Annotated in this window: 22 protein-coding genes; 8 read left to right on the top strand and 14 right to left on the bottom strand. The window is 60.7% G+C overall.

Translation table 11 applies throughout. The annotated features are described in order from the left end of the window. The first annotated feature begins 7 nt into the window (after positions 1-7). Genes ptsN through HDC32_RS15905 form a run of 3 tightly spaced genes read left to right on the top strand, consistent with a single transcriptional unit; the run spans position 8 to position 1621 of the window. Positions 8-472, top strand: coding sequence for a PTS IIA-like nitrogen regulatory protein PtsN (gene ptsN / locus HDC32_RS15895; protein WP_131698423.1), 465 nt, complete (start codon positions 8-10; stop codon positions 470-472). Positions 473-474: 2 nt separating this feature from the next. After that, entirely contained in the window at positions 475-1332 is an 858-nt protein-coding gene (rapZ, locus tag HDC32_RS15900; RefSeq protein WP_027604814.1) for an RNase adapter RapZ, read from the top strand. Positions 1333-1348: 16 nt separating this feature from the next. Next, entirely contained in the window at positions 1349-1621 is a 273-nt protein-coding gene (locus HDC32_RS15905; RefSeq protein WP_131698424.1) for an HPr family phosphocarrier protein, read from the top strand. A gap of 36 nt (positions 1622-1657) precedes the next feature. On the opposite strand, the gene HDC32_RS15910 is transcribed toward HDC32_RS15905, so the two are convergent. From HDC32_RS15910 to pmbA, 6 genes are all read right to left on the bottom strand, one after another. After that, positions 1658-2551: a ZIP family metal transporter gene (locus tag HDC32_RS15910; protein ID WP_184744639.1), complete on the bottom strand. Its 894-nt coding sequence runs from the start codon at positions 2549-2551 to the stop codon at positions 1658-1660. A gap of 33 nt (positions 2552-2584) precedes the next feature. Then, positions 2585-3196 (bottom strand): superoxide dismutase, encoded by a 612-nt coding sequence (locus HDC32_RS15915; RefSeq protein ID WP_131698426.1) that lies wholly within the window; start codon positions 3194-3196, stop codon positions 2585-2587. A gap of 1 nt (position 3197) precedes the next feature. Then, positions 3198-3626 carry a hypothetical protein gene (locus HDC32_RS15920; protein WP_131698427.1) on the bottom strand — a complete coding sequence of 143 codons (429 nt, stop codon included), beginning with the start codon at positions 3624-3626 and terminating at the stop codon, positions 3198-3200. 27 nt (positions 3627-3653) lie between these two features. Further along, positions 3654-5030 (bottom strand): aspartate ammonia-lyase, encoded by a 1377-nt coding sequence (locus HDC32_RS15925; RefSeq protein ID WP_184744641.1) that lies wholly within the window; start codon positions 5028-5030, stop codon positions 3654-3656. After that, on the bottom strand, positions 5023-5418 hold the full coding sequence (locus tag HDC32_RS15930; protein WP_131698429.1) for a FagA protein: 396 nt from the start codon (positions 5416-5418) through the stop codon (positions 5023-5025). The genes HDC32_RS15925 and HDC32_RS15930 overlap by 8 nt, the downstream gene beginning before the upstream one ends. A gap of 147 nt (positions 5419-5565) precedes the next feature. Continuing rightward, the gene (pmbA, locus tag HDC32_RS15935) at positions 5566-6912 is read right to left on the bottom strand and encodes a metalloprotease PmbA (protein ID WP_131698430.1); all 1347 of its coding nucleotides are present in this window, start codon (positions 6910-6912) and stop codon (positions 5566-5568) included. 108 nt (positions 6913-7020) lie between these two features. Here pmbA and yjgA point away from each other — a divergent pair, with 108 nt between their 5' ends. Further along, positions 7021-7542 (top strand): ribosome biogenesis factor YjgA, encoded by a 522-nt coding sequence (yjgA, locus tag HDC32_RS15940; RefSeq protein ID WP_017138246.1) that lies wholly within the window; start codon positions 7021-7023, stop codon positions 7540-7542. 45 nt (positions 7543-7587) lie between these two features. On the opposite strand, the gene tldD is transcribed toward yjgA, so the two are convergent. From tldD to mreB, 8 genes are all read right to left on the bottom strand, one after another. Beyond that, complete coding sequence (tldD, locus tag HDC32_RS15945; RefSeq protein WP_131698431.1) at positions 7588-9030, bottom strand: metalloprotease TldD; 1443 nt, start codon at positions 9028-9030, stop codon at positions 7588-7590. A 16-nt stretch (positions 9031-9046) separates the two neighbouring features. Beyond that, positions 9047-9895, bottom strand: a complete 849-nt coding sequence (locus HDC32_RS15950; protein ID WP_131698432.1) for a carbon-nitrogen hydrolase family protein — start codon at positions 9893-9895, stop codon at positions 9047-9049. A 48-nt stretch (positions 9896-9943) separates the two neighbouring features. Next, positions 9944-13759: a YhdP family protein gene (locus HDC32_RS15955; protein ID WP_184744643.1), complete on the bottom strand. Its 3816-nt coding sequence runs from the start codon at positions 13757-13759 to the stop codon at positions 9944-9946. Between the two features lie 76 nt (positions 13760-13835). Next, positions 13836-15293 (bottom strand): ribonuclease G, encoded by a 1458-nt coding sequence (gene rng, locus HDC32_RS15960; RefSeq protein WP_010213134.1) that lies wholly within the window; start codon positions 15291-15293, stop codon positions 13836-13838. Positions 15294-15363: 70 nt separating this feature from the next. After that, positions 15364-15960: a nucleoside triphosphate pyrophosphatase gene (locus tag HDC32_RS15965; protein WP_184744646.1), complete on the bottom strand. Its 597-nt coding sequence runs from the start codon at positions 15958-15960 to the stop codon at positions 15364-15366. A 51-nt stretch (positions 15961-16011) separates the two neighbouring features. After that, complete coding sequence (mreD, locus tag HDC32_RS15970; RefSeq protein WP_131698435.1) at positions 16012-16500, bottom strand: rod shape-determining protein MreD; 489 nt, start codon at positions 16498-16500, stop codon at positions 16012-16014. Beyond that, positions 16500-17621 carry a rod shape-determining protein MreC gene (mreC, locus tag HDC32_RS15975; protein WP_145335341.1) on the bottom strand — a complete coding sequence of 374 codons (1122 nt, stop codon included), beginning with the start codon at positions 17619-17621 and terminating at the stop codon, positions 16500-16502. The genes mreD and mreC overlap by 1 nt, the downstream gene beginning before the upstream one ends. Before the next feature lie 138 nt (positions 17622-17759). Further along, on the bottom strand, positions 17760-18797 hold the full coding sequence (gene mreB, locus HDC32_RS15980; protein WP_002555108.1) for a rod shape-determining protein MreB: 1038 nt from the start codon (positions 18795-18797) through the stop codon (positions 17760-17762). 210 nt (positions 18798-19007) lie between these two features. On the opposite strand from mreB, the gene gatC reads away from it, so the two are divergent. From gatC to HDC32_RS16000, 4 genes are all read left to right on the top strand, one after another. Further along, positions 19008-19295 carry an Asp-tRNA(Asn)/Glu-tRNA(Gln) amidotransferase subunit GatC gene (gatC, locus tag HDC32_RS15985; RefSeq protein WP_003171764.1) on the top strand — a complete coding sequence of 96 codons (288 nt, stop codon included), beginning with the start codon at positions 19008-19010 and terminating at the stop codon, positions 19293-19295. 16 nt (positions 19296-19311) lie between these two features. After that, positions 19312-20763 (top strand): Asp-tRNA(Asn)/Glu-tRNA(Gln) amidotransferase subunit GatA, encoded by a 1452-nt coding sequence (gatA, locus tag HDC32_RS15990; RefSeq protein ID WP_131698437.1) that lies wholly within the window; start codon positions 19312-19314, stop codon positions 20761-20763. A 10-nt stretch (positions 20764-20773) separates the two neighbouring features. Continuing rightward, a complete protein-coding gene (gatB, locus tag HDC32_RS15995; RefSeq protein WP_131698438.1) occupies positions 20774-22219 on the top strand; it encodes an Asp-tRNA(Asn)/Glu-tRNA(Gln) amidotransferase subunit GatB in 1446 nt (481 codons plus the stop codon). Between the two features lie 174 nt (positions 22220-22393). After that, positions 22394-22765, top strand: coding sequence for a septal ring lytic transglycosylase RlpA family protein (locus HDC32_RS16000; protein ID WP_131698439.1), 372 nt, complete (start codon positions 22394-22396; stop codon positions 22763-22765). The last annotated feature ends 13 nt before the right edge of the window (positions 22766-22778 follow it).

Here is a 22778-nt window from a genome sequence, read left to right on the forward strand (position 1 = left end):
TCCCCCCATGATCCGACTTGAAACCATCCTGACCCCCGGCCGTTCCCTCGTGAACGTGCCGGGCGGCAGCAAGAAGAAAGCCCTCGAACAAATTGCCAACCTGATCAGCAGCCAAGTGCCTGATCTGGAGATGCAGGATGTCTTTGAGGCTCTGATCGCCCGTGAAAAACTCGGTTCCACCGGTTTTGGCAACGGCATCGCCATTCCTCACTGCCGCCTCAAAGGCTGCGAGACACCTGTCAGCGCCCTGCTGCACTTGGACGCACCTATCGATTTCGACGCGATCGACGGTGCCCCGGTGGACCTGCTTTTTGTTCTGCTGGTCCCACAGGCCGCCACCGATGCACACCTGGAACTGCTTCGGCAGATCGCAAGCATGCTCGACCGCAAGGAAGTACGCGACAAACTGCGCAGTGCCAGTAGCAACGAGGCGCTGTACCAAGTTGTCCTGGATGAGCAAAACGGGCAGTAATCATGCGTTTGATCATCGTCAGCGGCCGCTCCGGCTCGGGTAAAAGTACTGCCCTCAACGTTCTTGAGGACAACGGATTCTATTGCATCGACAACTTGCCGGCCGGACTGCTCCCGGAATTGGCAGAGCGGGCACTGATCCATACCGAATTGGCGCAACCCCTGGTCGCCGTTTCGATTGACGCCCGCAACCTGCCGAGCCACCTCACGCGTTTTCCGGAATTGCTCGAAGAAGTGCGCGCCAAGCACATTCACTGCGATGTGCTGTATCTGGACGCCGACGAAGAAACCCTGCTTAAGCGCTTCTCAGAGACCCGTCGACGTCACCCCCTCAGCAGCCCACACCGTTCTCTGGCCGAAGCCATCGAGGATGAAACCAAGCTGCTGGGGCCGATCATTGACCTCGCCGATCTCAAGATCAACACCACCAGCCTCAACCTGTATCAGTTGCGCGATGCCATCAAGCTACGCCTGCTGAACCAGCCGGAGCCTGGCACGGCATTTCTGGTCGAGTCCTTTGGGTTCAAGCGTGGCATGCCGGTGGATGCCGACTTGGTGTTCGACGTGCGCTGCCTGCCCAATCCTTATTGGAAGCCGGAACTGCGTGACCAATCGGGGCTGGATCAGCCAGTGGCCGATTACCTGGCCGCGCAACCGGATGTGGAGGAGATGTTCCAGGACATTTCCAGCTACCTGCTCAAATGGTTGCCGCGTTTTGCCGCGAGCAATCGAGCCTATGTCACCATTGCCATCGGCTGCACCGGCGGCCACCACCGTTCCGTCTACCTGACCGAGCGCCTGGGCCAGGTGCTGCAACAAACCCTCAAGAACGTCCAGGTTCGCCACCGCGACCTTAGCTGAAAGGAACACCCCCGCGATGCCCGCTCTGGAAATTGAAATCATCAACAAGCTGGGCCTGCATGCCCGCGCCTCGGCCAAATTCGTTGGTATTGCCGGGCAGTTCCCTTGCCAGGTCCGCGCCGGGCGCACACCGGAGAGCATGGTCGATGGCAAAAGCATCATGGCGATGATGATGTTGGCGGCAGGCAAGGGCACCAAGATTCATTTGAGCACCGAGGGCGAGCAAGAGCAGGAAGCAATGGACGCCCTGGTGGCGCTGATCAACAACTTCTTTGATGAGGGTGAGTAAAACTCACCCGTTGAGGCGGGTGTGAAGCCAGAGGCTTCACCCCAAGGCGGTATCCATCACCATCATCAAGCAGAACCCGATGCACAACCCCAGGCTCGCAAGCTTTTCGTGACCATTGCGGCGCGACTCCGGGATCACTTCGTGGGTGACCACCAACAACATCGCGCCAGCGGCCAGTGCCAGGCCCAACGGCAACAGCACCTCGGCCAGGCTCACCAGCCAGGCGCAAAGCACGGCGAACACAGGTTCCACCAAGCCTGACGCGGCACCGATCAGGAATGCCTTGACCCGCGACATCCCTGCCCCCGCCAATACCAACGCAATCACCAGACCTTCTGGCACATCCTGCAAGGCAATGCCCATGGCCAGGCTGTCGGCATCCGGCATGCCGCCGCCGGCTGAGACGCCAACCGCCATGCCTTCGGGGATGTTGTGGGCGATGATGGCAAACACGAACAGCCAGATGCGCGGTGGAATCACCGGTTTATCCGGCGTGCCCACCAACATCTCCGGGCTGGCACCGGAGACCTTGCGGTCCACCAGGTACAAACCGAATGCCCCCAGCATGATGCCGAAGCTGATCAGCCCCCCTGCGCCCCAGGGCGAAAGACCAAGGGCTTCGGCAGCGGCAATACCCGGTACGACCAGCGAAAAGGCGGTCGCCGCCAGCATCACGCCAGCACCGAAGCCCAACAAGGTATCGCTCAACGCCAGCGGCATCCGTCGAATCACCAAGACCGGAACTGCCCCCAGCGCCGTGCCAAGCGCGCAAATCGCCCCGCCCTGCAAGGCGCGCATGATGCGCGGCTCCAGATCCAGCCAGGCCAGCCCGTGAGCCACCAGCAATGCAGTACCTGCCAATAGCAGCAACGAGCCAAACGCATAACGAAACATTCGCACGCTGCTGATCGCCAGTGTTTCAGTGCCCATAGTCGGCCTTAGATCTTGTTATCGAAGGGAATGTCAGGCCAACGCGGCCTGATAGCGTGCGGCAACTTCCGGCCAGTTAATAACACTGTAGAAGGCATTGATGTATTCAGGACGACGGTTCTGGTACCGCAGGTAATAAGCATGCTCCCAGACGTCCAGGCCGAGGATCGGCGTATTGCCATTCATCAGTGGGCTGTCCTGGTTGCCGCTGCTTTCCACTATCAGCATCTTTTGCGGGGTGACGCTCAGCCAGGCCCAGCCGCTGCCGAAACGGGTCAAGGCGGCTTTGGTGAAGGCCTCCTTGAAACTGTCGAAACCGCCGAGTTGTTCTTCAACAGCTTTTCCCAACGCACCGTCGGGCTTGCCGCCACCTTTAGGTGACATAACCGCCCAGAACAGTGAGTGGTTGGCGTGGCCGCCGCCTTGGTTGATGACGGCCGCACGTAGTTTTTCCGGCAGCTGCTGCACGCTGGACACCAGTTTCTCTACAGGCCAGCCCGCAAATTCGGTGCCCTCGACCGCAGCATTGAGGTTATTGATGTAGGTCTGGTGGTGCTTGGTGTAGTGAATCTCCATGGTTTGCGCATCGATATGCGGTTCCAGGGCATCGTAGGCATAGGGCAAGGCAGGCAAGGTGTAGGTCATATCAATGTGCTCCGTATTGAGACGTGGTCGGCTGCACCGCAGCACCGCCCAGTAAGCGATGGGTGCGCGGGTACTCACCGTGATCGCTGATGAAATTCAACAGTTCGACGTAAGTCTTGCTGCTCTGGCGCAGGGCCGCTTCGCGCAGCTGCGGGCTCAGGCGCACGTCCTGCATGGCCTGCAGCAAGCGCTGGTGAATAGCGCAGAGGTATTCGGCACTTTCCTCGGGCTGATTCAGGCGCAGGTGCAGGTCTGCCAGGTTGTGATGGGAAATGACACAAGCCGCGACTGCTTCGTCGGCATTCGCCCAGCGTTCGAACAGCACTTGAGCCAGGGCCAGGGCCTGCAGATAGGCCTCGCGAGCGTCAACCAACTCGCCCTGCATAAAGCAGTGATTAGCGCGTTCGATCGTGCGTTTCCAGTGCTCCATGGTGAGCCTCCAAAGCAGGGTCGGTGATTACACGCCGCCAGCCGTGAGTTTTTCCGGATCCAACAGGACTTCCAGTTGGTTACGGGGCAGGTCGGTGTGCTCAAGGGCCACCTCAATCACCGGACGGCCTTGCTGATAAGCCTTCTTGGCAATCTCGGCGGCCTTTTGGTAACCAATGATCGGGTTGAGTGCGGTGACCAGGATCGGGTTGCGCGACAACGCTTCCTTGAGCTTGGCTTCGTTGACCTTGAAGCTGGCGATGGCCTTGTCCGCCAGCAGGCGGCTGGCGTTGGCCAGCAATTCGAGACTGCTGAGCAGGTTCTGGGCAATGATCGGCAGCATCACGTTCAATTCGAAGTTGCCGGATTGGCCGGCAACGGTAATCACCGTGTCATTGCCGATGACTTGTGCAGCCACCATGGCCGTGGCTTCCGGAATCACCGGGTTGACCTTGCCTGGCATGATCGAGGACCCCGGCTGCAGGCCTTCCAGTTCGATCTCCCCCAGGCCGGCCAGCGGGCCGGAGTTCATCCAGCGCAGGTCGTTGGCGATTTTCATCAGCGATACGGCGGTGGTCTTCAACTGGCCGGAGACGGCGACGGCAGTGTCCTGGGAGCCGATCAATGCGAACAGGTTCTTGCCGGGGGTGAATTTCACGCCGGTCAGGCTGCTCAACTGTTGGCTGAAACGTGCCGAATACTCCGGATGTGCGTTGATCCCGGTGCCAACAGCGGTACCGCCCTGGGCCAGAGCCTGCAGGGCCGGCAACAAGTCCTGCAGGTGGCCGATATTGGCCTTGAGTTGCTGCGCCCAGCCGTTGAGCACTTGGCTCATGCGCACGGGCATGGCATCCATCAGATGAGTACGGCCGGTCTTGATGAACGGGTGAACCTCTTCGGCTTTCTGCTCGATCACTTGCACCAGATGCTGCAAGGCCGGCAGCGTTTGCTCGTGCAGCACCAGCGCAGCACTGACGTGGATGGTGGTCGGAATGATGTCGTTGCTGCTTTGGCCACAGTTCACATGATCGTTGGGATTGACCGCTTCGCCAAGCAAACGGCTGGCGAGCGTCGCAATCACTTCGTTGGCGTTCATGTTCGAACTGGTGCCGGAACCGGTCTGGAAGATATCCACCGGGAAGTGCTGCATATAATCGCCTTCGAGCAAGCCTTGGGCGGCATCGACGATGGCTTTGCCCTGCCCTTCACTGATCTGCTTGAGGTCGACGTTGACCTTGGCAGCCGCCGCCTTGGCCAGGATCAGTGCGCGAATGAATTGCGCCGGCATGCGTTGGTGGCTGATCGGAAAGTTGTTCACCGCGCGCTGGGTTTGCGCACCGTACAAGGCCTCGGCGGGGACTTGCAGTTCGCCCATGCTGTCGCGTTCGATACGGGTGTTACTCATCGTTAGATCCTTGCACCAAGTCGGAGTGAGAGATTGATGGCAGCAATTCGCAGGTCGCCAATTGCCAGGCAAAGGTCTGCCAGCGCTTGAGGCGGCAGGCACAGTGAGAGAGTTTTTCCAGGTCGCGTAATGGGCGCCAGGCCTGGTCAAGGCAAATGGAGCGCCAATGCCACGGCAGTGCAATATCGCTGGCGGTGTCGATCAGCAGGCGGAATGAGGTTTCAGCGATGGTCCACGGATGGGTCGCGGTACAACACGCCAGGTATCGGCCCTCGTTGAGGTAATGTTCGATCAGGCGAGGTTCATTGGGATCCAGACCACAGCGAATCTGGCGACTCATCCAGCGCCAGCTTTCCAGGTAAGGATCCTCATGCAGGACAGAACTCATGATCCACACTCATCCGGTAATGATATTTATTATTAAATGATATTGAGAATCAAAACAAGAGCGACACCTCAAACCTCCTGAAACACGTCCACAAAAAAGGCGCGCCATTCGTAAGAAGGCGCGCCTTTTTGTGAAGCTGCAGCGGGATTAACTGCCTGCGACGGTCATCCGCTCGATCAGCACCGAGCCTGTGCGAATATTGCTGCGCAGCTCCAGGTCATTCCCCACGGCAACGATCTGCTTGAACATATCGCGCATATTGCCGGCGATGGTCACTTCCTGGACGGCGAACTGAATCTCACCGTTTTCCACCCAGAAACCCGCCGCACCACGTGAATAATCCCCAGTGACCATATTCAGGCCATGGCCCATCAATTCGGTCACCAAAAGACCACGTCCCATGCGACGCAACAGCGCCGCCTGGTCTTCGTCGCCATGGGTCACGAACAGGTTATGCACGCCGCCGGCGTTGGCAGTGCTTGGCAGGCCGAGTTTGCGGCCTGAATAGGTGCCGAGTACGTAAGACACCAGCTCACCGTTTTCGACGAACGGCTTGGCATACGTGGCCAGGCCGTCCCCGTCGAACGCCGAACTGCCCATGGCACGCATCAAGTGCGGACGCTCATCGATGGTCAGCCACTCGGGAAACAACGTCTGGCCGATCGCCCCTTCAAGGAACGAAGACTTGCGATAAAGATTGCCGCCAGAAATGGCCCCCAGGAAACTGCCGAACAAACCGCCTGCCAGCTCCGCCGAAAACAGTACAGGCACTTCACACGTCGGCACCGGGCGCGCGCCCAGGCGGCTCGCGGCACGTTGTGCGGCACGTTGACCAATACTGACCGGGTCTGCCAGCAATTCACCCTGACGACTTACGTCGTACCAGTAATCACGCTGCATCTGGCCATTGGCCTCGGCGATCATCACGCAACTCAAACTATGGCGAGTGGACGCATACCCGCCAATAAACCCGTGGCTGTTGCCGTATACGCGACAGCCCTGGTGAGTGTTCAACGTGGTTCCATCGGCGTTCTTGATGCGGGTATCGGCATCGAACGCTGCCGCTTCACAGGTCAGCGCCAGCTCGATGGCCCGCTCGGGCGTGATATCCCAGGCATGGAACAGATCGAAATCCTTCAAGTCCTTGGCCATCAGCGCCTTATCGGCCAAGCCCGAGCTTTCATCCTCGGAGGTGTGCTGGGCAATCGCCAACGCGGCGGCAACCGTTTCGCGTATAGCCTCCGGACCGCTGGCCGACGTACTGGCCGAACCTTTGCGCTGCCCCACGTACAAGGTGATGCCAAAGCCCTGATCACGGTTGAATTCGACGGTCTCCACTTCCCGTTGACGGACCGACGTCGACAACCCCTGCTCCAGCGACACCGCCACTTCACAGGCACTGGCCCCCTGGCGCTTGGCCTCGGCAAGGATCTGTTCGACTTGTTCCTGCAGGGCCGGTAACGCTTGCGGACCGACGCTTTGGGCTGCACTCATGGTTTTCTCCACTCAAATTCTGCTTTCGGTTAAGGCCATCGAGCGACCGGGCCGGACAAGCGGCCCCCGACTGGTTATCATGGCGGCGTTTCTTTGCGGACTGCCACCATGGTTGATTCTTACGACGACTCCCTCGATGGGGAGAAAAGCAAAACCCAGGTCAAACGTGAGCTGCATGCTCTGGTTGACCTGGGCGAGCGCCTTACAACGCTCAAGAAAGACTTGATTGCAAAACTGCCACTGACCGACGAAATGCGCCGGGCGCTTGCGGACGCGCCCAAGCACACCGCGAATATCGCGCGTAAACGGCACATCATGTTTATCGGCAAGCTGATGCGCGATCAGGACACTGACGCCATTCTCGCCTTGCTTGATCAAACCGATGCCTCCACTCGCCAGTACAACGAACGTTTCCATAACCTGGAACGTTGGCGTGACCGCCTGATCTCGGGCGATGACGCGGTGCTGGAGAAATTCGTGCTGGATTACCCGGACGCGGACCGCCAGCAACTGCGCTCCCTGATCCGTCAGGCCCAGCACGAGCAGGCGCATAACAAGGCGCCGGCCACCAGCCGTAAAATCTTCAAATACATCCGTGAGCTGGACGAGACTCAACGCGGCCTGCGTTGATGCCCTTCCCCGGGTGGCGATCTTCGCCACCCGAAGCTCCACCCCTTACGACCCCGTGCCACCCACGGTGATCGCATCAATTTTCAGCGTTGGCTGGCCGACCCCTACCGGCACCGACTGCCCATCTTTCCCGCACATGCCCACACCACTGTCCAGGGCCAGGTCGTTGCCGACCATCGACACCTTGCTCATGGCTTCAGGGCCATTGCCGATCAACGTTGCTCCTTTGACCGGCGCGGTAATCTTGCCGTCTTCGATCAGGTACGCCTCGCTGGTGGAGAACACGAACTTGCCGCTGGTGATATCCACCTGGCCGCCGCCGAGGTTGGCGCAGTAGATACCGCGCTTCACCGAGGCGATGATCTCCGCCGGGTCGCTTTCGCCACCGAGCATGTAGGTGTTGGTCATGCGTGGCATCGGCAGGTGCGCATAAGATTCGCGACGGCCATTACCGGTGCGTGCCACGCCCATCAGACGGGCATTGAGCTTGTCTTGCATGTAGCCCTTGAGCACACCGTTTTCAATCAAGGTGGTGCATTCGGTTGGCGTGCCTTCATCATCGACACTCAGCGAGCCACGGCGACCGGCCAGGGTGCCATCATCGACAATGGTGCAGAGCTTGGATGCAACCATCTCGCCCATGCGCCCGCTGTAGGCGGAGCTGCCCTTGCGGTTGAAGTCGCCTTCCAGGCCATGGCCCACGGCCTCGTGCAGCAATACGCCGGACCAGCCCGAGCCCAACACCACCGGCAACGTGCCGGCCGGCGCCGGAATGGCTTCGAGGTTCACCAACGCCTGGCGCAAGGCTTCACGGGCATAGCCCATCGCACGGTCGTCGGTGAGGAAGTACCGGTAGTCGGTACGCCCGCCGCCGCCATGGCCGCCACGCTCGCGGCGGCCGTTCTGCTCGACGATCACGCTGACGTTGAAACGCACCAGCGGCCGTACGTCCGCCGCCAGGCCACCGTCGGTGGACGCCACCAGGATGCGCTCCCACACACCGGCCATGCTCACGGAGACCTGCTGGATACGCGGGTCCAGGGCGCGAGTGGCGGCGTCGACACGCTTGAGCAGCTCGACCTTTTCCGCGCGGCTGATCACTTCCAAGGGATTGTCCGGGGCATACAACTGCGCCACGTCCTGGGTACTGAACGCCTGCACGGTGCCATTTTGGCCCGCACGGGAGATCGAACGCGCAGCACGCGCGGCCAGGCCCAACGCCTCCAGGGTGATCGCGTTACTGTAGGCGAAACCGGTCTTTTCACCGGATTGCGCACGTACGCCTACACCTTGGTCAAGATTGAAACTGCCTTCCTTGACGATGCCATCTTCCAGGGCCCAGGACTCGGAGATCTGCCCCTGGAAATACAGGTCGGCGGCATCGATGCCTGGCCCGGCCAGGTCGCCAAGCACGGTTTGCAAGCTTTCGATGGTCACGCCACCGGGCGCCAGGAGGTGTTCACTGACTGAGGACAACAACTCGCTCATAGGTTTGGCCTTAAATTCATCGTTCTGAAGCAGGTCGCTGTGCGCCCTGCGAGAAAAAGCGCCGATGGTTCACCACCGGCATGCGCGCCCGTATCGACGCCTGTTCACTGCTATCGCGTTCGGCCAGCAACACCGCTTCGCCTTGATCCTGTTGTGTCAGCAGCCGACCCCACGGGTCGACAATCGCCGCATGTCCATAGGTTTCCCGTGGCCCCGGATGCACACCGCCCTGGGCGGCCGCCAGCAGGTAACACTGGGTCTCGATGGCCCGCGCACGAATCAGCACGTCCCAGTGGGCAGCGCCGGTGACGGCGGTAAAGGCCGAGGGCGCGGTGATCAATTCAGCCCCCGCTGCGCGTAGCTCGCTGTACAGCTCAGGGAAGCGCAGGTCGTAACAGACCGTCAGGCCCAAACGGCCAACCGGCGTATCCGCCACCACCACATTCCTTCCGAAAGCATAGTCATCGGATTCCCGATAGCGACCCCGGGCGTCCGCCACATCCACATCGAACAAATGCAGCTTGTCGTAACGGGCAACGACTTCGCCGCGATCATCAATCAGCAGCGAGCAGGCGTTGGGCTTGGCGTGTGGATGGTCCTTGGGCGGCAACGGTAATGTGCCAGCCACTATCCATAAGGTGAGGTCACGGGCGGTCTGTTTCAACCACGGCAGGATCGGACCTTCGCCCAGTGCCTCGGCGCGGCCAATATCCGCGGCGTCGCGGCGGCCCATGGCGGCAAAGTTTTCCGGCAGCACCGCCAGCTTCGCACCGCGCGCCGCCGCTTGCTCCAACAAGCGCCGGGCCTGGACCAGGTTGGCCAGCACATCGCTCTGACTGACCATTTGAATTACCGCAAAGGACATGGGCCGATACTCCATAAAAGGCATGGGGCCATGCTACTCCACAGGCTCTCAGTTTGGTTTTTCAAAGGGCTTGTCGAAGGTGATTTTTGGATCCTTCCATGGGCCTTCCACCTTGTATTGCACGCTGGCGAAACGCGAAACACGGTCACCGATCAGCTTGTCGATCAGGAACAGTGCGCCACCAATCGCCGGCGCGCCCACGATCAGCGCGGCAATCGGCAGGTTGTTGGTCACCGGCAACGTCACCAGCAACTTGGCATCGACACGATCAGCCACCAGGTCCAGGGTGCCATTGAGCTCCAGGTTGCTCGACGGGCCTGTCATGGTGATCGGCTCGCGCGTCACGAACACGCCATTGCTGGCGACCAATTGCCCCTTGACCCGGTCATAACTCAAGCCCTTGCCCAGCAGGTCGGAGAAGTCCAGGCGCAGGCGGCGCCCGATGGAGTTGAAGTTGAGCAGGCCGAATACCCGCAGCGCCTGGGCGCCACCTTCCACCTCGACAAACTGACCTTTACGGAACGCCGCATCCAGGCTGCCGGAAAAACGCTTTGGCCCGACCCAGGCCGGCGAACCCGGCCAACGCCCATCCACATCCAGGTGGAAGTTCTCGCTGGTGACCGTGGGCGCATAGCCCCAGCCTTTGAGTACGTCGGCGATGTTCTTGCCGTCCAGGCGGCCCTTGTACCAGCTGCTGCTGTCACCCGGAGCCCCTTCCCATCCGCCGGCGCCCTTGAGTTGCATGCCCTTGAGGCCCAGGTCCAGCGTATTGAACGCCAGGCCCTTGGCAGTTGGTCGGATCTTGAGCGACCAGGCGCCAATCAGGTCCGGCCCCTGAAACAGCTGGTCAATGGCAATATCCAGCGCGGGAATATCCTTGGGATCAATACTGGCCAACGGGTCCGGTGCATTTTCATCAGCCTGTACCGTCGGGTCCACCGCCGGCAGCTTCACGTATTGCAGGTTGACCGCAATCGGCGCGCCCTTGGCATCCGGCAGGTTCACGGCCCCCTTGGCCTGCTGGCTGTCGAACTGTAAGCCCCAGGCAGCGGACTTGCGATCCAGCAGCAGGTTGACCTGATCGAACTGGGTACCCAGACCGGTGAGCTTGCCAATCTTGAATTCGGCACCGCTCAGCAGTTGCTTGGCACTGCCACCAGGGTCATTGCCAGCATACTGGTTCACCAGCTTTTTCCATGGGTCGATATCCAGTTCCGAGAGCACGCCGCGGATGCGCAAACCCTTGGCGCCTGGCAGTACGGCATCACCATCGCCGAGGAACAACTCGCCACGGCCGTCATTGAGTTTGTCTGGCGGCGCGGCGAAGGTGAAGTTGGCCAACTCACCATAATCGAACCAGTAGCGGCGCTCAGCCCCCTGCAAGGTCATGCGGAATACGCTGTCACGTCCCTGGCTGGCCGGCATGCCGAACGGCGCAGGCAAATCCACCGCAACGCCCTTGAGATTGGAGCTGACCATCAGTTGGCTGTCGGCACCGTCCAGGTTGAGCTGCAACTGATACGAAATATCACCGGACACCGGCAACGGCTGGCTGACTTTCAACCAATCCGTCAAGCGCTTGACCGTCACCTGCCCCCTGGCGGCGACACGGGTACTGATATTGCCCGGCTTGCCATCGGCAAAGATCTGCGCGGTGATCGGCCGGTCAAATGCCTGGGCTGTAATCTTTTCGCCGCTCAGGCCCTTGGCGCTGTCGAAGCGGAAACTGCCCTTGAGCTGCGTCAGGTCCAGGGGCGGCTCCGCCAATTGCAGGCGCGCCTTGTCAGTCTGGAAATCCACCACGATCCTGGGCTCGATACCCTTGACCAGCGGAACGTCCAGATCCAGCGTGCCTTGCAGGTCTCCTTCGCCTTTCCAGCCGGCGAAGGTGGATGCCGTGCCAATTGGCGCTTCCTGGAGGATCTTCAGCCCATCACCCAGGCCACCGGCAAAACCACCGGTAAGCAACAGATGACTTTCCTTGCCGGACGGCGCGTGGGGAATATTGACGTAGACGTCCTTGACCTTGGTGTCGAGCAACTGCCCCTTGCTGGCCAGGATGCGTACGCCAGTCTCCTCGACAAACACTTCACCATTGACCTTGTTCACATGGGGCCAGTCCGGCTGGAAAGCCAGTTCTGCGTCATGCACCTTGAAGAACAGGCTGATATTGCGCGCGGCTGGCAACGCGTCGTGGTTCAGCGACCCCTGGTACTGGAAGAACCCCTGATCCACCGCGCCCTTGAGAATTGCCGTGCGCAGCCACTCATCCAACGCGGGGCTCAGCACGGCCGGCAGGTATTTAGGGGTAAAGCGTCCATCGCCATCGACCATACCGACCCGCAGGTCCATATAGTCTTCCTGGCTGTGGTCGAAATGCAGGCGAATCAGGAAATCGGCGGCGATCTTGCCTTCTTCCCCCAGCACCTTGATATACGGGGCGATCAGGGTGAAGCCTTCTTTATCCAGCTTCCACGTCAGGCGTGCATTGGCCTGGAGATACTGCCAGGGCTTGGCGAAGATCGGATCGAGGTGCAGGGAAAAATCCTTGCTGTCCATGCGCAACTCGCCACGGCCCAGGTCGCCGCTGATGCTGCCGGAAACGTTGCGCGCAGCCGGCGCACCGAAGTAGGCGTCAAACCCGACCCGCTCCAGGTTGGCGGCAAAGCTGACTTTTTGATCGGTAGTGTCTTGAGGACGGAAATCCACCAGCACATTACGCAGCAGGCCGGTGGCCTTCAGATGCTCGACGGTCTTGGCGACACCTTCCGGCAGCGGCGCCAGGGCGTTGAGCAACGGTGTGATGGGGGTCAGGTCGAGGCGGTCAGCCTGCAGCTTCCAGGCTTCCTGAGTCTTGTCGGTAGCCAGTGTCTGCTGCAATTGCAGGCGCGATTCCCATCGGGTCTCGCCCAGGCTCATCGCCAGGGAATCAAACAACACCTTCAAGCCGGTATCACTGCGTTGCAGATAGGCCGTAAGTGCAAGGTTTTCGATATGGACCGGCTTGCGCTCGGCGTAGCTGCCCTTCACTTGCGGCGAGTTGAGGCGCACTACCGCACTTTGCACAGTGCCTTTACCCCAGCTCAGCCAGAATTCACCACCGGCCTTGAACTGCGTGAGTTTCCACTGCTGGGTCAGCCTGGCGGGAATCCACTTGGCCCAGTCGCTTTGGGGCAGGCTCAGGTAGGCCTCGACTTCAGCGTCCTTCCACTGGCTCGCGCGAATGCGACTGCGCAGGCTCAGGGCAAGAGGCTGGCCGTCGGGCAAGGTCAGGCGAGCGTCCAGGCGCTGGCGGGTGACGCCCGTGTGCAGGCTCAGGCCCACATACGTCAGGGTCAGCGGCGCCTGGTCGAACGGTTGCAGGGTGACCTGGCTGTCGAGCAGCGACACGCGCTTGACCATCTGCATGCGCTTGAGCAATTGCTCCGGATCCAGCGGCTGGTCATCCTGCATCGGCAAGCCTTGCAGGGCCCAATGGCCGTCCTTGTCTTCCTTGGCGGTCAGTTGCAGGCCACTGACTTCCAGGTGCGCAATACGCACTTCGCGCGCCATCAGGCTCGCCCATATATCCGGCACCACTTCGACCTGATCCAGGCGCAAGGCACTGCTGCCCTCGCCGACCATCACGTCGTGGGCCAGCAACATGGGCGCGAAGCCGCTCCAACGGCCTTCAAGGCTGCCGATGTGCACAGGCATGTCCACCGCAGCCTGGGCCTTGGCTTCGATTTCCGCGCGGTATTCGGCCACCAGCGGGGTCAATTCACGCCCCAGGCTCACATACACCGCCGCCAACACCAGCAGCAAGGCGCACAGCCCAAGGCCCCAACGGGTCAAAGCGGCAAAAAAGCGTATCAGACGCTCCATGTCAGGCGACCCTCAAGGCAGTAGACGGACTGCAGATCAAGGCCTGCGAGTCGCGTAAAGAGAAAGCGAATGGGGATCAGAGCAGCACCACGTCATATTGTTCCTGGGAATACATGGTTTCGACCTGGAAGCGAATCGTACGCCCGATAAAACCCTCCAGTTCAGCCACGTTACCGGACTCTTCATCCAGCAGGCGGTCAACCACTTTCTGGTTGGCCAACACTCTATAACCTTCGGCCTGATAGGCCCGCGCCTCTCGCAGGATTTCCCGGAAAATCTCGTAGCAAACCGTTTCCGGGGTCTTCAACTTGCCGCGGCCCTGGCAACTGCTGCACGGCTCGCACAGCACCTGCTCCAGGCTCTCGCGGGTGCGCTTGCGGGTCATCTGCACCAGGCCCAGCTCAGTGATGCCGATGATATTGGTCTTGGCGTGATCGCGCTCCAGCTGCTTTTCGAGGGTGCGCAGCACCTGGCGCTGGTGCTCTTCATCTTCCATGTCGATGAAGTCGATGATGATGATACCGCCCAGGTTACGCAGGCGCAGTTGGCGAGCAATGGCCGTGGCCGCTTCGAGATTGGTCTTGAAGATGGTCTCTTCAAGGTTGCGATGGCCAACGAACGCACCGGTGTTGACGTCGATGGTGGTCATGGCTTCCGCCGGGTCCACCACCAGGTAACCGCCGGACTTAAGCGGCACCTTGCGCTCCAGGGCTTTCTGGATTTCGTCCTCGACGCCATACAGGTCGAAGATCGGCCGTTCGCCAGGGTAGTGCTCCAGGCGATCGGCAATTTCCGGCATCAGCTCGGCAACAAATTGCGTGGTGCGCTGGAAGGTTTCCCGCGAGTCGATGCGAATTTTCTCAATCTTGGGGCTGACCAGGTCGCGCAATGTGCGCAGGGCCAGGCCCAGGTCTTCGTAGATCACGCTCGGCGCGCCGATGGTCTTTATCTGTGCGCCGATCTGGTCCCACAGGCGCCGCAGGTAGCGAATGTCCATGAGAATTTCGTCAGCGCCGGCGCCCTCGGCGGCGGTGCGCAGGATAAAACCACCCGCTTCCTTGATACCTTCGGCGGCCACGCAGTCGCTGACCACCTTTTTCAGGCGCTCGCGCTCTGCTTCATCTTCAATCTTCAGGGAAATGCCGACATGGGCGGTGCGCGGCATATACACCAGGTAGCGCGACGGAATCGACAGCTGAGTCGTCAGCCGCGCGCCCTTGGAACCGATGGGGTCCTTGGTGACTTGCACCACCAGGCTCTGCCCCTCATGCACCAAGGCACTGATGCTTTCCACTGCCGGCCCTTCGCGCAGGGAGATCTCCGAGGCGTGGATAAACGCCGCCCGGTCCAGGCCGATGTCGACAAATGCCGCCTGCATGCCCGGCAACACCCGCACCACCTTGCCCTTGTAGATATTGCCGACGATCCCGCGTTTCTGGGTGCGCTCGACATGCACTTCTTGCAGAACACCGTTCTCTACCACCGCCACGCGCGATTCCATCGGCGTGATATTGATCAGAATCTCTTCACTCATGGCTGGGTCTCGTTCAGGCGTTTTCACAATAGTGACCGATCGCTTAAGGCTGGGCGCTGACGTCACGCGCTCAGCGCACGGTAAGGTGTTGCCAACAGGGTATGCCGAATTGGGCCAGCAGTTGCGCGGTTTCGCACACCGGCAGGCCTACCACGGCGGAATAGCTGCCATTGAGCCCGGCCACAAACACCGACCCAAGCCCTTGAATAGCATAGCCGCCCGCTTTGTCCTGGGGTTCGCCGCTGTGCCAGTAGGTTGTAGCCTCCTCGACAGAAATCCCACGAAAAAGTACACGACTACTGACACATCGGGTTTCACAGCGCAGGCCATCAGTGAGCGCGATGGCGGTGAGGACTTCATGCTCACGCCCCGCCAAGGCCATCAACATCGCCAGGGCATCGGCCTGGTCCACAGGCTTGCCAAGGATCTGGCCGTCCACAACCACCGCCGTATCGGCGCCCAGCACGCAAGCACCTGGGCCTTCCCCAAGCGCAGCAAATCCCGCCGCCGCCTTGCCGCGCGCAAGACGCTCAACGTAGGCAACAGCCGATTCATCGGTAAGGGGAGTTTCATCAATCGCGGCGCTGGCCACAGTGAAAGGCACACCGATCTGGGTCAGCAGTTCACGCCGCCTCGGGGAGCCCGAGGCCAGATAAAGCGAATTCATTGCAGACTCTCCCTGTGGGGTTCGATAACCAGGCAGAGCCTCGCAATCCATTCAATTGATTTTATAGCGGCGACGTAACCCGCGCAGGCCAAAACTGATCCACGGCCACAGCAGCGCACTGACCAGGGCCGGTAACACGAGCGCCAGGGTTGGCTGGCGGTTACCGGTCAAGGCACTGAGCCACAGCTGTACCAACTGCGCCAGGCCGAAGATCACCAGGATCACCAGGCATTGCTGCCACATCGGGAACATCCGCAGGCGCTGCTGCAACGACAGTATCAGGAAGGTAATCAGGGTCAGGATCAACGCGTTCTGGCCCAGCAAGGTGCCATACAGCACATCTTCCGCCAAGCCCAGGAACATGGCCGTAACCATGCCCACTTTATGCGGCAGGTTCAGCGACCAGAATGCCAGCAGCAATGCCAGCCACAGCGGACGCAGGATCTCCATGAATTGCGGCAGCGGCGAAACGCTGAGCAGCAAGCCGATGGCGAATGTCAGCCAGACGATCCAGCCATTGCTCGAATGGGTACCGGCCATTATTCCTCCCTCTGCCGTGTGGTTGCCGGGGCGGCGGCTGGAGGCTTCGCAGCAGGCGTCGTGGTGGCAGGTGTGGTGGCAGGTGGTTTCGCAGCCGTCGGTTTTACCGGGTGCGCGCTATGGGCTGCAGGCTTGACCGGCGTGGCCACAGGCGCCGTAGCTGCCGGAGTTGCCGCCGGTACAACGGGGGTAGTCGACTGAGGCTTGGGCACGGTCGCAGGAATGATCGGCGCAGTGCCGTTCTTCTTGTCTTCCGCTTCCTGGGCCTGGGCGGCGTCGTTGGCACGCTCTTCCGGGGTCCGGTTGTCGCTGAACACCAGCAGCAGGTAGCGGCTGCGGTTCAGGGCGGCAGTGGGCACGGCGCGCACAATGGCGAATGGCTGGCCGGAGTCGTGGATCACCTCCTTGACCGTTGCCACCGGGTAACCCGCCGGGAACCGCTGGCCCAGGCCGGAGCTGACCAGCAGGTCGCCTTCCTTGATGTCGGCAGTGTCCGCGACGTGACGCAATTCCAGGCGCTCGGGGTTACCGGTACCGCTGGCAATCGCGCGCAAGCCGTTACGGTTGACCTGCACCGGAATGCTGTGGGTGGTGTCCGTCAGCAACAGGACCCGCGAGGTGTAGGGCATCAACTCTACGACCTGCCCCATCAGTCCCCGAGCATCCAGTACCGGCTGACCAAGCACCACGCCGTCGCGCTCACCCTTGTTGATGATGATGCGATGGGTAAAGGGGTTGGGGTCCATGCCGATCAACTCGGCGACTTCGACCTTCTCGTTGACCAACGCGGAAGAGTTGAGCAACTCGCGCAGCCGAACGTTCTGCTCGGTGAGGGCCGCCAGCTTTTGCATGCGCCCCTGCAACAGCAGGTTTTCGGTCTTGAGTTTTTCGTTCTCGGCAACCAGCTCGGTGCGGCTGCCAAATTGGCTGGCCACGCCCTGGTAGAGACGTTGCGGCAGGTCGGTGATCCAGTAGGTCTGCATCAACACCAGCGACATTTGGCTACGCACCGGCTTGAGCAGCGCAAAGCGGGCGTCGACCACCATCAATGCGACCGAAAGCACGACCAGCACCAATAAGCGCACGCCCAATGAGGGGCCTTTGGCGAAAAGCGGTTTAATAAGCCGCTCCTCCCAGGCAAATGTTCTCTTTATTCATACGGCATCTAACCGGCCTGGATGCAGATTGAAGACGATAAACGCCAACAGGCAGCACTGCAAAGTGCTGCCTGCGGGCGAAACATGGTGCAACCAACGATCTTATTCGCTGGAGAGCAGGTCCATGGTGTGTTTATCCATCATTTCCAGTGCACGACCGCCACCACGGGCAACGCAGGTCAGCGGGTCTTCGGCGACGATCACCGGCAGGCCGGTTTCCTGGGCCAGCAGCTTGTCGAGGTCGCGCAACAGGGCGCCACCACCGGTCAGCACCAGGCCTCGCTCGGCGATGTCGGAAGCCAGTTCCGGCGGCGATTGCTCCAGGGCGCTCTTCACAGCCTGAACGATAGTGGCCAGGGACTCTTGCAGAGCTTCCAGCACTTCATTGGAGTTCAGGGTGAAGGCACGTGGAACGCCTTCGGCCAGGTTGCGACCGCGAACATCGACTTCGCGAACTTCGCCGCCCGGGTAAGCGGTACCGATTTCCTGCTTGATGCGCTCGGCGGTGGATTCGCCGATCAGGCTGCCGTAGTTGCGACGGACATAAGTGATGATCGCTTCGTCGAAACGGTCGCCGCCTACGCGTACGGATTCGGCATACACCACACCGTTCAGGGAAATCAGGGCGATTTCAGTGGTACCACCACCAATATCCACCACCATCGAACCGCGCGCTTCTTCAACCGGCAGGCCGGCACCGATCGCAGCAGCCATCGGCTCTTCGATCAGGAACACTTCGCGGGCACCGGCGCCAAGGGCCGATTCACGGATGGCACGACGCTCCACCTGGGTGGATTTGCACGGAACGCAGATCAGCACACGAGGGCTCGGCTGCAGGAAACTGTTTTCGTGAACCTTGTTGATGAAGTACTGCAGCATCTTCTCACAGACGCTGAAGTCGGCGATCACGCCGTCCTTCATCGGACGAATGGCAGCAATATTGCCTGGTGTTCGACCGAGCATGCGCTTGGCCTCGGTGCCGACGGCAACGACACTTTTCTGATTACCATGGGTCCGAATGGCCACAACCGATGGCTCATTCAGAACGATACCGCGCTCGCGCACGTAAATAAGGGTGTTGGCAGTGCCCAGGTCAATGGAAAGATCGCTGGAAAACATGCCACGCAGTTTCTTGAACATGGGGAAAGGACCCTAGGCAACGCGTGGGTAAAAAAGTGCGGCAAACTCTAACAACGACAGGGATTTTGGGCAAGGCGCCAATGTGCTAAATTGGCCGACTTTCTGTGCACCAACCCCCACAATCGCGGCCGTAAGACCGTAGAAATGCGGTAGTGTTCCGACAATCTAACACACGGACAGCCTCCGTTCTGTTTTCCACTGGAGATTCCCATGGCGCTTGAACGCTCCGACGTGGAAAAAATCGCTCATCTGGCCTCGCTTGGCCTGAATGAAGCCGATCTTCCACAGACCACCGCAGCCCTGAACAGCATTCTAGGGCTGGTTGACCAAATGCAGGCCGTGAATACCGACGGCATCGAGCCCCTGGCTCACCCGCTGGAAGCCAGCCAGCGCCTGCGCGCAGACGTCGTGACCGAACGCAATAATCGCGAGGCCTACCAGTCCATCGCGCCAGCGGTCGAAAACGGCCTGTACCTGGTTCCGAAAGTCATCGACTAAAGGGAAAGAGCCTGCAATGCATCACATGACTCTGGCCGAGATCGCCCGCGGTCTCGCCGACAAAAAGTTTTCTTCCGAAGAGCTGACCAAGACCCTGCTTGCGCGTATCGCCGAGCTGGATCCCAAGGTCAACAGCTTCATCAGCCTCACCGAAGAGCTGGCCCTGAGCCAGGCCAAGGCTGCGGATGTACGCCGCGCCAACGGTGAAAACGGTGCCCTGCTGGGCGCACCTATCGCCCACAAGGATCTGTTCTGCACCCAGGGCATTCGCACCAGTTGCGGCTCGAAGATGCTCGACAACTTCAAGGCGCCCTACGACGCCACCGTGGTCGCCAAGCTGGCCGCTGCCGGGGCCGTGACCCTGGGCAAGACCAACATGGACGAATTCGCCATGGGTTCGGCCAACGAGTCGAGCTACTACGGTGCGGTGAAGAACCCCTGGAACCTGGAACACGTGCCCGGCGGTTCGTCCGGTGGTTCGGCTGCGGCCGTTGCCGCGCGCTTCCTGCCGGCCGCCACGGCCACCGACACCGGCGGCTCGATCCGCCAGCCGGCGGCCTTCACCAACCTCACCGGCCTGAAGCCGACCTACGGTCGCGTTTCCCGCTGGGGCATGATCGCCTACGCCTCCAGCCTCGATCAGGGCGGCACCCTGGCCCGCACGGCCGAAGACTGCGCGATTTTGTTACAAGGCATGGCAGGCTTCGACACGCAGGACTCCACCAGCATCGATGAACCGGTGCCGGACTACAGCGCCAGCCTCAACACTTCGCTCAAGGGCCTGCGCATCGGCGTGCCGAAGGAATACTTCAGCGCCGGTCTCGACCCGCGCATTGCCGAATTGGTGCACAACAGCGTCAAAGAGTTGGAAAAGCTCGGCGCGGTGGTCAAGGAAATCAGCCTGCCGAACAACCAGCACGCGATTCCTGCCTACTACGTGATCGCGCCGGCGGAAGCCTCCTCCAACCTGTCGCGTTTCGACGGCGTGCGCTTCGGCTACCGCTGCGAAAACCCGAAGGACCTGACCGACCTGTACAAACGCTCCCGTGGCGAAGGCTTCGGTGCCGAAGTTCAACGCCGGATCATGGTCGGTGCCTACGCCCTGTCCGCCGGCTATTACGACGCGTACTACCTCAAGGCGCAAAAAATCCGTCGCCTGATCAAGAACGACTTCATGGCGGCCTTTGAAGAAGTCGACGTGATCCTCGGTCCAACCACGCCGAACCCGGCCTGGAAGATCGGCGCCAAGACCGGCGACCCGATTGCCGAGTACCTGGAAGACCTCTACACCATCACCGCCAACCTCGCGGGCCTGCCGGGCTTGTCCATGCCTGCCGGTTTCGTCGATGGCCTGCCGGTGGGCGTGCAATTGCTCGCCCCGTATTTCCAGGAAGGCCGCCTGCTCAATGTGGCGCACCAGTACCAGTTGAACACCGACTGGCACACTCGCACCCCTACCGGCTTCTGAGGAGAACACTATGCAATGGGAAGTTGTGATCGGGCTGGAGATTCATACCCAGCTCGCCACCCAATCGAAGATTTTCTCCGGTAGCGCCACCACGTTCGGCTCCGAACCCAACACCCAGGCCAGCCTGGTAGACCTGGGCATGCCCGGCGTACTGCCGGTGTTGAACCAGGAAGCCGTGCGCATGGCAGTGATGTTCGGCCTGGCGATTGACGCCGAGATCGGCCAGCACAACGTGTTCGCGCGCAAGAACTACTTCTACCCGGACCTGCCCAAGGGCTACCAGATCAGCCAGATGGAATTGCCGATCGTCGGCAAGGGCTACCTGGACATCCCGCTTGAAGACGGCACCATCAAGCGTGTCGGCGTGACTCGTGCGCACCTGGAAGAAGACGCCGGCAAAAGCCTGCACGAAGAGTTCAACGGTGCTACCGGTATCGACCTGAACCGTGCCGGCACCCCGCTGCTGGAGATCGTGTCCGAGCCGGACATGCGCAGTGCCAAGGAAGCCGTGGCCTACGTCAAGACGATCCACGCGCTGGTGCGTTACCTGGGCATCTGTGACGGCAACATGGCCGAAGGCTCGCTGCGTTGCGACTGCAACGTGTCGGTGCGGCCAAAAGGCCAGGCCGAGTACGGCACCCGCTGCGAGATCAAGAACGTCAACTCGTTCCGCTTCATCGAAAAAGCGATCAACACCGAAGTGCGGCGCCAGATCGAACTGATCGAAGACGGCGGCAAGGTGATCCAGCAAACGCGCCTGTACGACCCGAACAAAGACGAAACCCGCGCCATGCGCAGTAAAGAGGAAGCCAACGACTACCGTTACTTCCCCGATCCGGACCTGTTGCCAGTGGTGCTTGAGGATTCGTTCCTCAATGACATCCGCGCCACCCTGCCGGAATTGCCACCGCAAAAACGCGAGCGCTTCCAGGCGCAGTTCGGCCTGTCGGTCTACGATGCCAGCGTGCTGGCTTCGAGCCGTGAGCAAGCCGACTACTTCGAAAAAGTCGTGAGCATTGCCGGTGACGCCAAGCTGGCGGCCAACTGGGTGATGGTCGAGCTGGGCAGCCTGTTGAACAAACAAGGCCTGGAGATCGATGAAGCGCCGGTGTCGGCCGAGCAACTGGGCGGCATGCTGCTGCGCATCAAGGACAACACCATCTCCGGCAAAATCGCCAAGACCGTGTTCGAAGCCATGGCCAACGGTGAAGGCAGCGCCGACGAGATCATCGACAAGCGCGGTCTCAAGCAAGTCACCGACAGCGGCGCTATCTCGGCCGTGCTGGATGAAATGCTGGCGGCCAACGCCGAGCAGGTCGAACAGTACCGTGCGGCAGACGAAGCCAAGCGCGGCAAGATGTTCGGCTTCTTTGTCGGCCAGGCGATGAAAGCCTCCAAAGGCAAGGCCAACCCGCAACAGGTGAACGAACTGCTGAAAAGCAAGCTCGAAGGCTGATTGCGATGAATAGCCCGAGGCAGATTTCATGATTGCCTCGGACCCTGTGGGAGGGGGCTTGCCCCCGATAGCGGTCTATCAGCTTGCACATCTGTGCCTGACAGAACGCTATCGGGGGCAAGCCCCCTCCCACATAAGCCCGCGCCCATATTCGATACAGGGGTAACCTTGGAAATGAAGCGTTTACTCGGCCTTTTAGCCCTGTTCTCACTGCTGGCCGGCTGCGCCAGCGGCCTCATCGACCCCAACGGCTACGACGAAACCGGCACCGCCTCTTATTACGGCGCCAGGCACCATGGCAAGAAAACCGCCAGTGGTGAACCCTTCAACCAGAACGCCCTGACCGCTGCCCACCGGCGACTGCCCTTCGGCACCCAGGTCAAGGTCACCAATCTCGACAACGACAAATCCGTCGTGGTCCGTATCAACGATCGCGGCCCGCATACCCGTGGGCGCTTGATCGATCTATCACGCAAGGCTGCCGAGCAACTGGGTATGCTGAGCAGTGGCACCGCACGCGTTCGCGTGCAAGCCCTGCGCAATTGAAGACGGAGCCCTG

Source organism: Pseudomonas sp. JAI120, from assembly GCF_014207255.1.
Taxonomy (GTDB): domain Bacteria; phylum Pseudomonadota; class Gammaproteobacteria; order Pseudomonadales; family Pseudomonadaceae; genus Aquipseudomonas.

Bases quoted from the DNA above. Each gene is read 5' to 3' on its own strand.
- HDC32_RS15950 (WP_131698432.1), bottom strand. From the start codon at position 9,895: ATGTCCTTTGCGGTAATTCAAATGGTCAGTCAGAGCGATGTGCTGGCC.
- HDC32_RS15930 (WP_131698429.1), bottom strand. From the start codon at position 5,418: ATGAGTTCTGTCCTGCATGAGGATCCTTACCTGGAAAGCTGGCGCTGG.
- HDC32_RS15955 (WP_184744643.1), bottom strand. From the start codon at position 13,759: ATGGAGCGTCTGATACGCTTTTTTGCCGCTTTGACCCGTTGGGGCCTT.
- HDC32_RS15905 (WP_131698424.1), top strand. From the start codon at position 1,349: ATGCCCGCTCTGGAAATTGAAATCATCAACAAGCTGGGCCTGCATGCC.
- HDC32_RS15925 (WP_184744641.1), bottom strand. From the start codon at position 5,030: ATGAGTAACACCCGTATCGAACGCGACAGCATGGGCGAACTGCAAGTC.
- gatC (WP_003171764.1), top strand. From the start codon at position 19,008: ATGGCGCTTGAACGCTCCGACGTGGAAAAAATCGCTCATCTGGCCTCG.
- pmbA (WP_131698430.1), bottom strand. From the start codon at position 6,912: ATGAGTGCAGCCCAAAGCGTCGGTCCGCAAGCGTTACCGGCCCTGCAG.
- mreD (WP_131698435.1), bottom strand. From the start codon at position 16,500: ATGGCCGGTACCCATTCGAGCAATGGCTGGATCGTCTGGCTGACATTC.
- HDC32_RS16000 (WP_131698439.1), top strand. From the start codon at position 22,394: ATGAAGCGTTTACTCGGCCTTTTAGCCCTGTTCTCACTGCTGGCCGGC.
- yjgA (WP_017138246.1), top strand. From the start codon at position 7,021: ATGGTTGATTCTTACGACGACTCCCTCGATGGGGAGAAAAGCAAAACC.
- rapZ (WP_027604814.1), top strand. From the start codon at position 475: ATGCGTTTGATCATCGTCAGCGGCCGCTCCGGCTCGGGTAAAAGTACT.
- HDC32_RS15920 (WP_131698427.1), bottom strand. From the start codon at position 3,626: ATGGAGCACTGGAAACGCACGATCGAACGCGCTAATCACTGCTTTATG.
- HDC32_RS15910 (WP_184744639.1), bottom strand. From the start codon at position 2,551: ATGGGCACTGAAACACTGGCGATCAGCAGCGTGCGAATGTTTCGTTAT.
- HDC32_RS15965 (WP_184744646.1), bottom strand. From the start codon at position 15,960: ATGAATTCGCTTTATCTGGCCTCGGGCTCCCCGAGGCGGCGTGAACTG.
- mreB (WP_002555108.1), bottom strand. From the start codon at position 18,797: ATGTTCAAGAAACTGCGTGGCATGTTTTCCAGCGATCTTTCCATTGAC.
- HDC32_RS15915 (WP_131698426.1), bottom strand. From the start codon at position 3,196: ATGACCTACACCTTGCCTGCCTTGCCCTATGCCTACGATGCCCTGGAA.
- ptsN (WP_131698423.1), top strand. From the start codon at position 8: ATGATCCGACTTGAAACCATCCTGACCCCCGGCCGTTCCCTCGTGAAC.
- gatB (WP_131698438.1), top strand. From the start codon at position 20,774: ATGCAATGGGAAGTTGTGATCGGGCTGGAGATTCATACCCAGCTCGCC.
- tldD (WP_131698431.1), bottom strand. From the start codon at position 9,030: ATGAGCGAGTTGTTGTCCTCAGTCAGTGAACACCTCCTGGCGCCCGGT.
- rng (WP_010213134.1), bottom strand. From the start codon at position 15,293: ATGAGTGAAGAGATTCTGATCAATATCACGCCGATGGAATCGCGCGTG.
- gatA (WP_131698437.1), top strand. From the start codon at position 19,312: ATGCATCACATGACTCTGGCCGAGATCGCCCGCGGTCTCGCCGACAAA.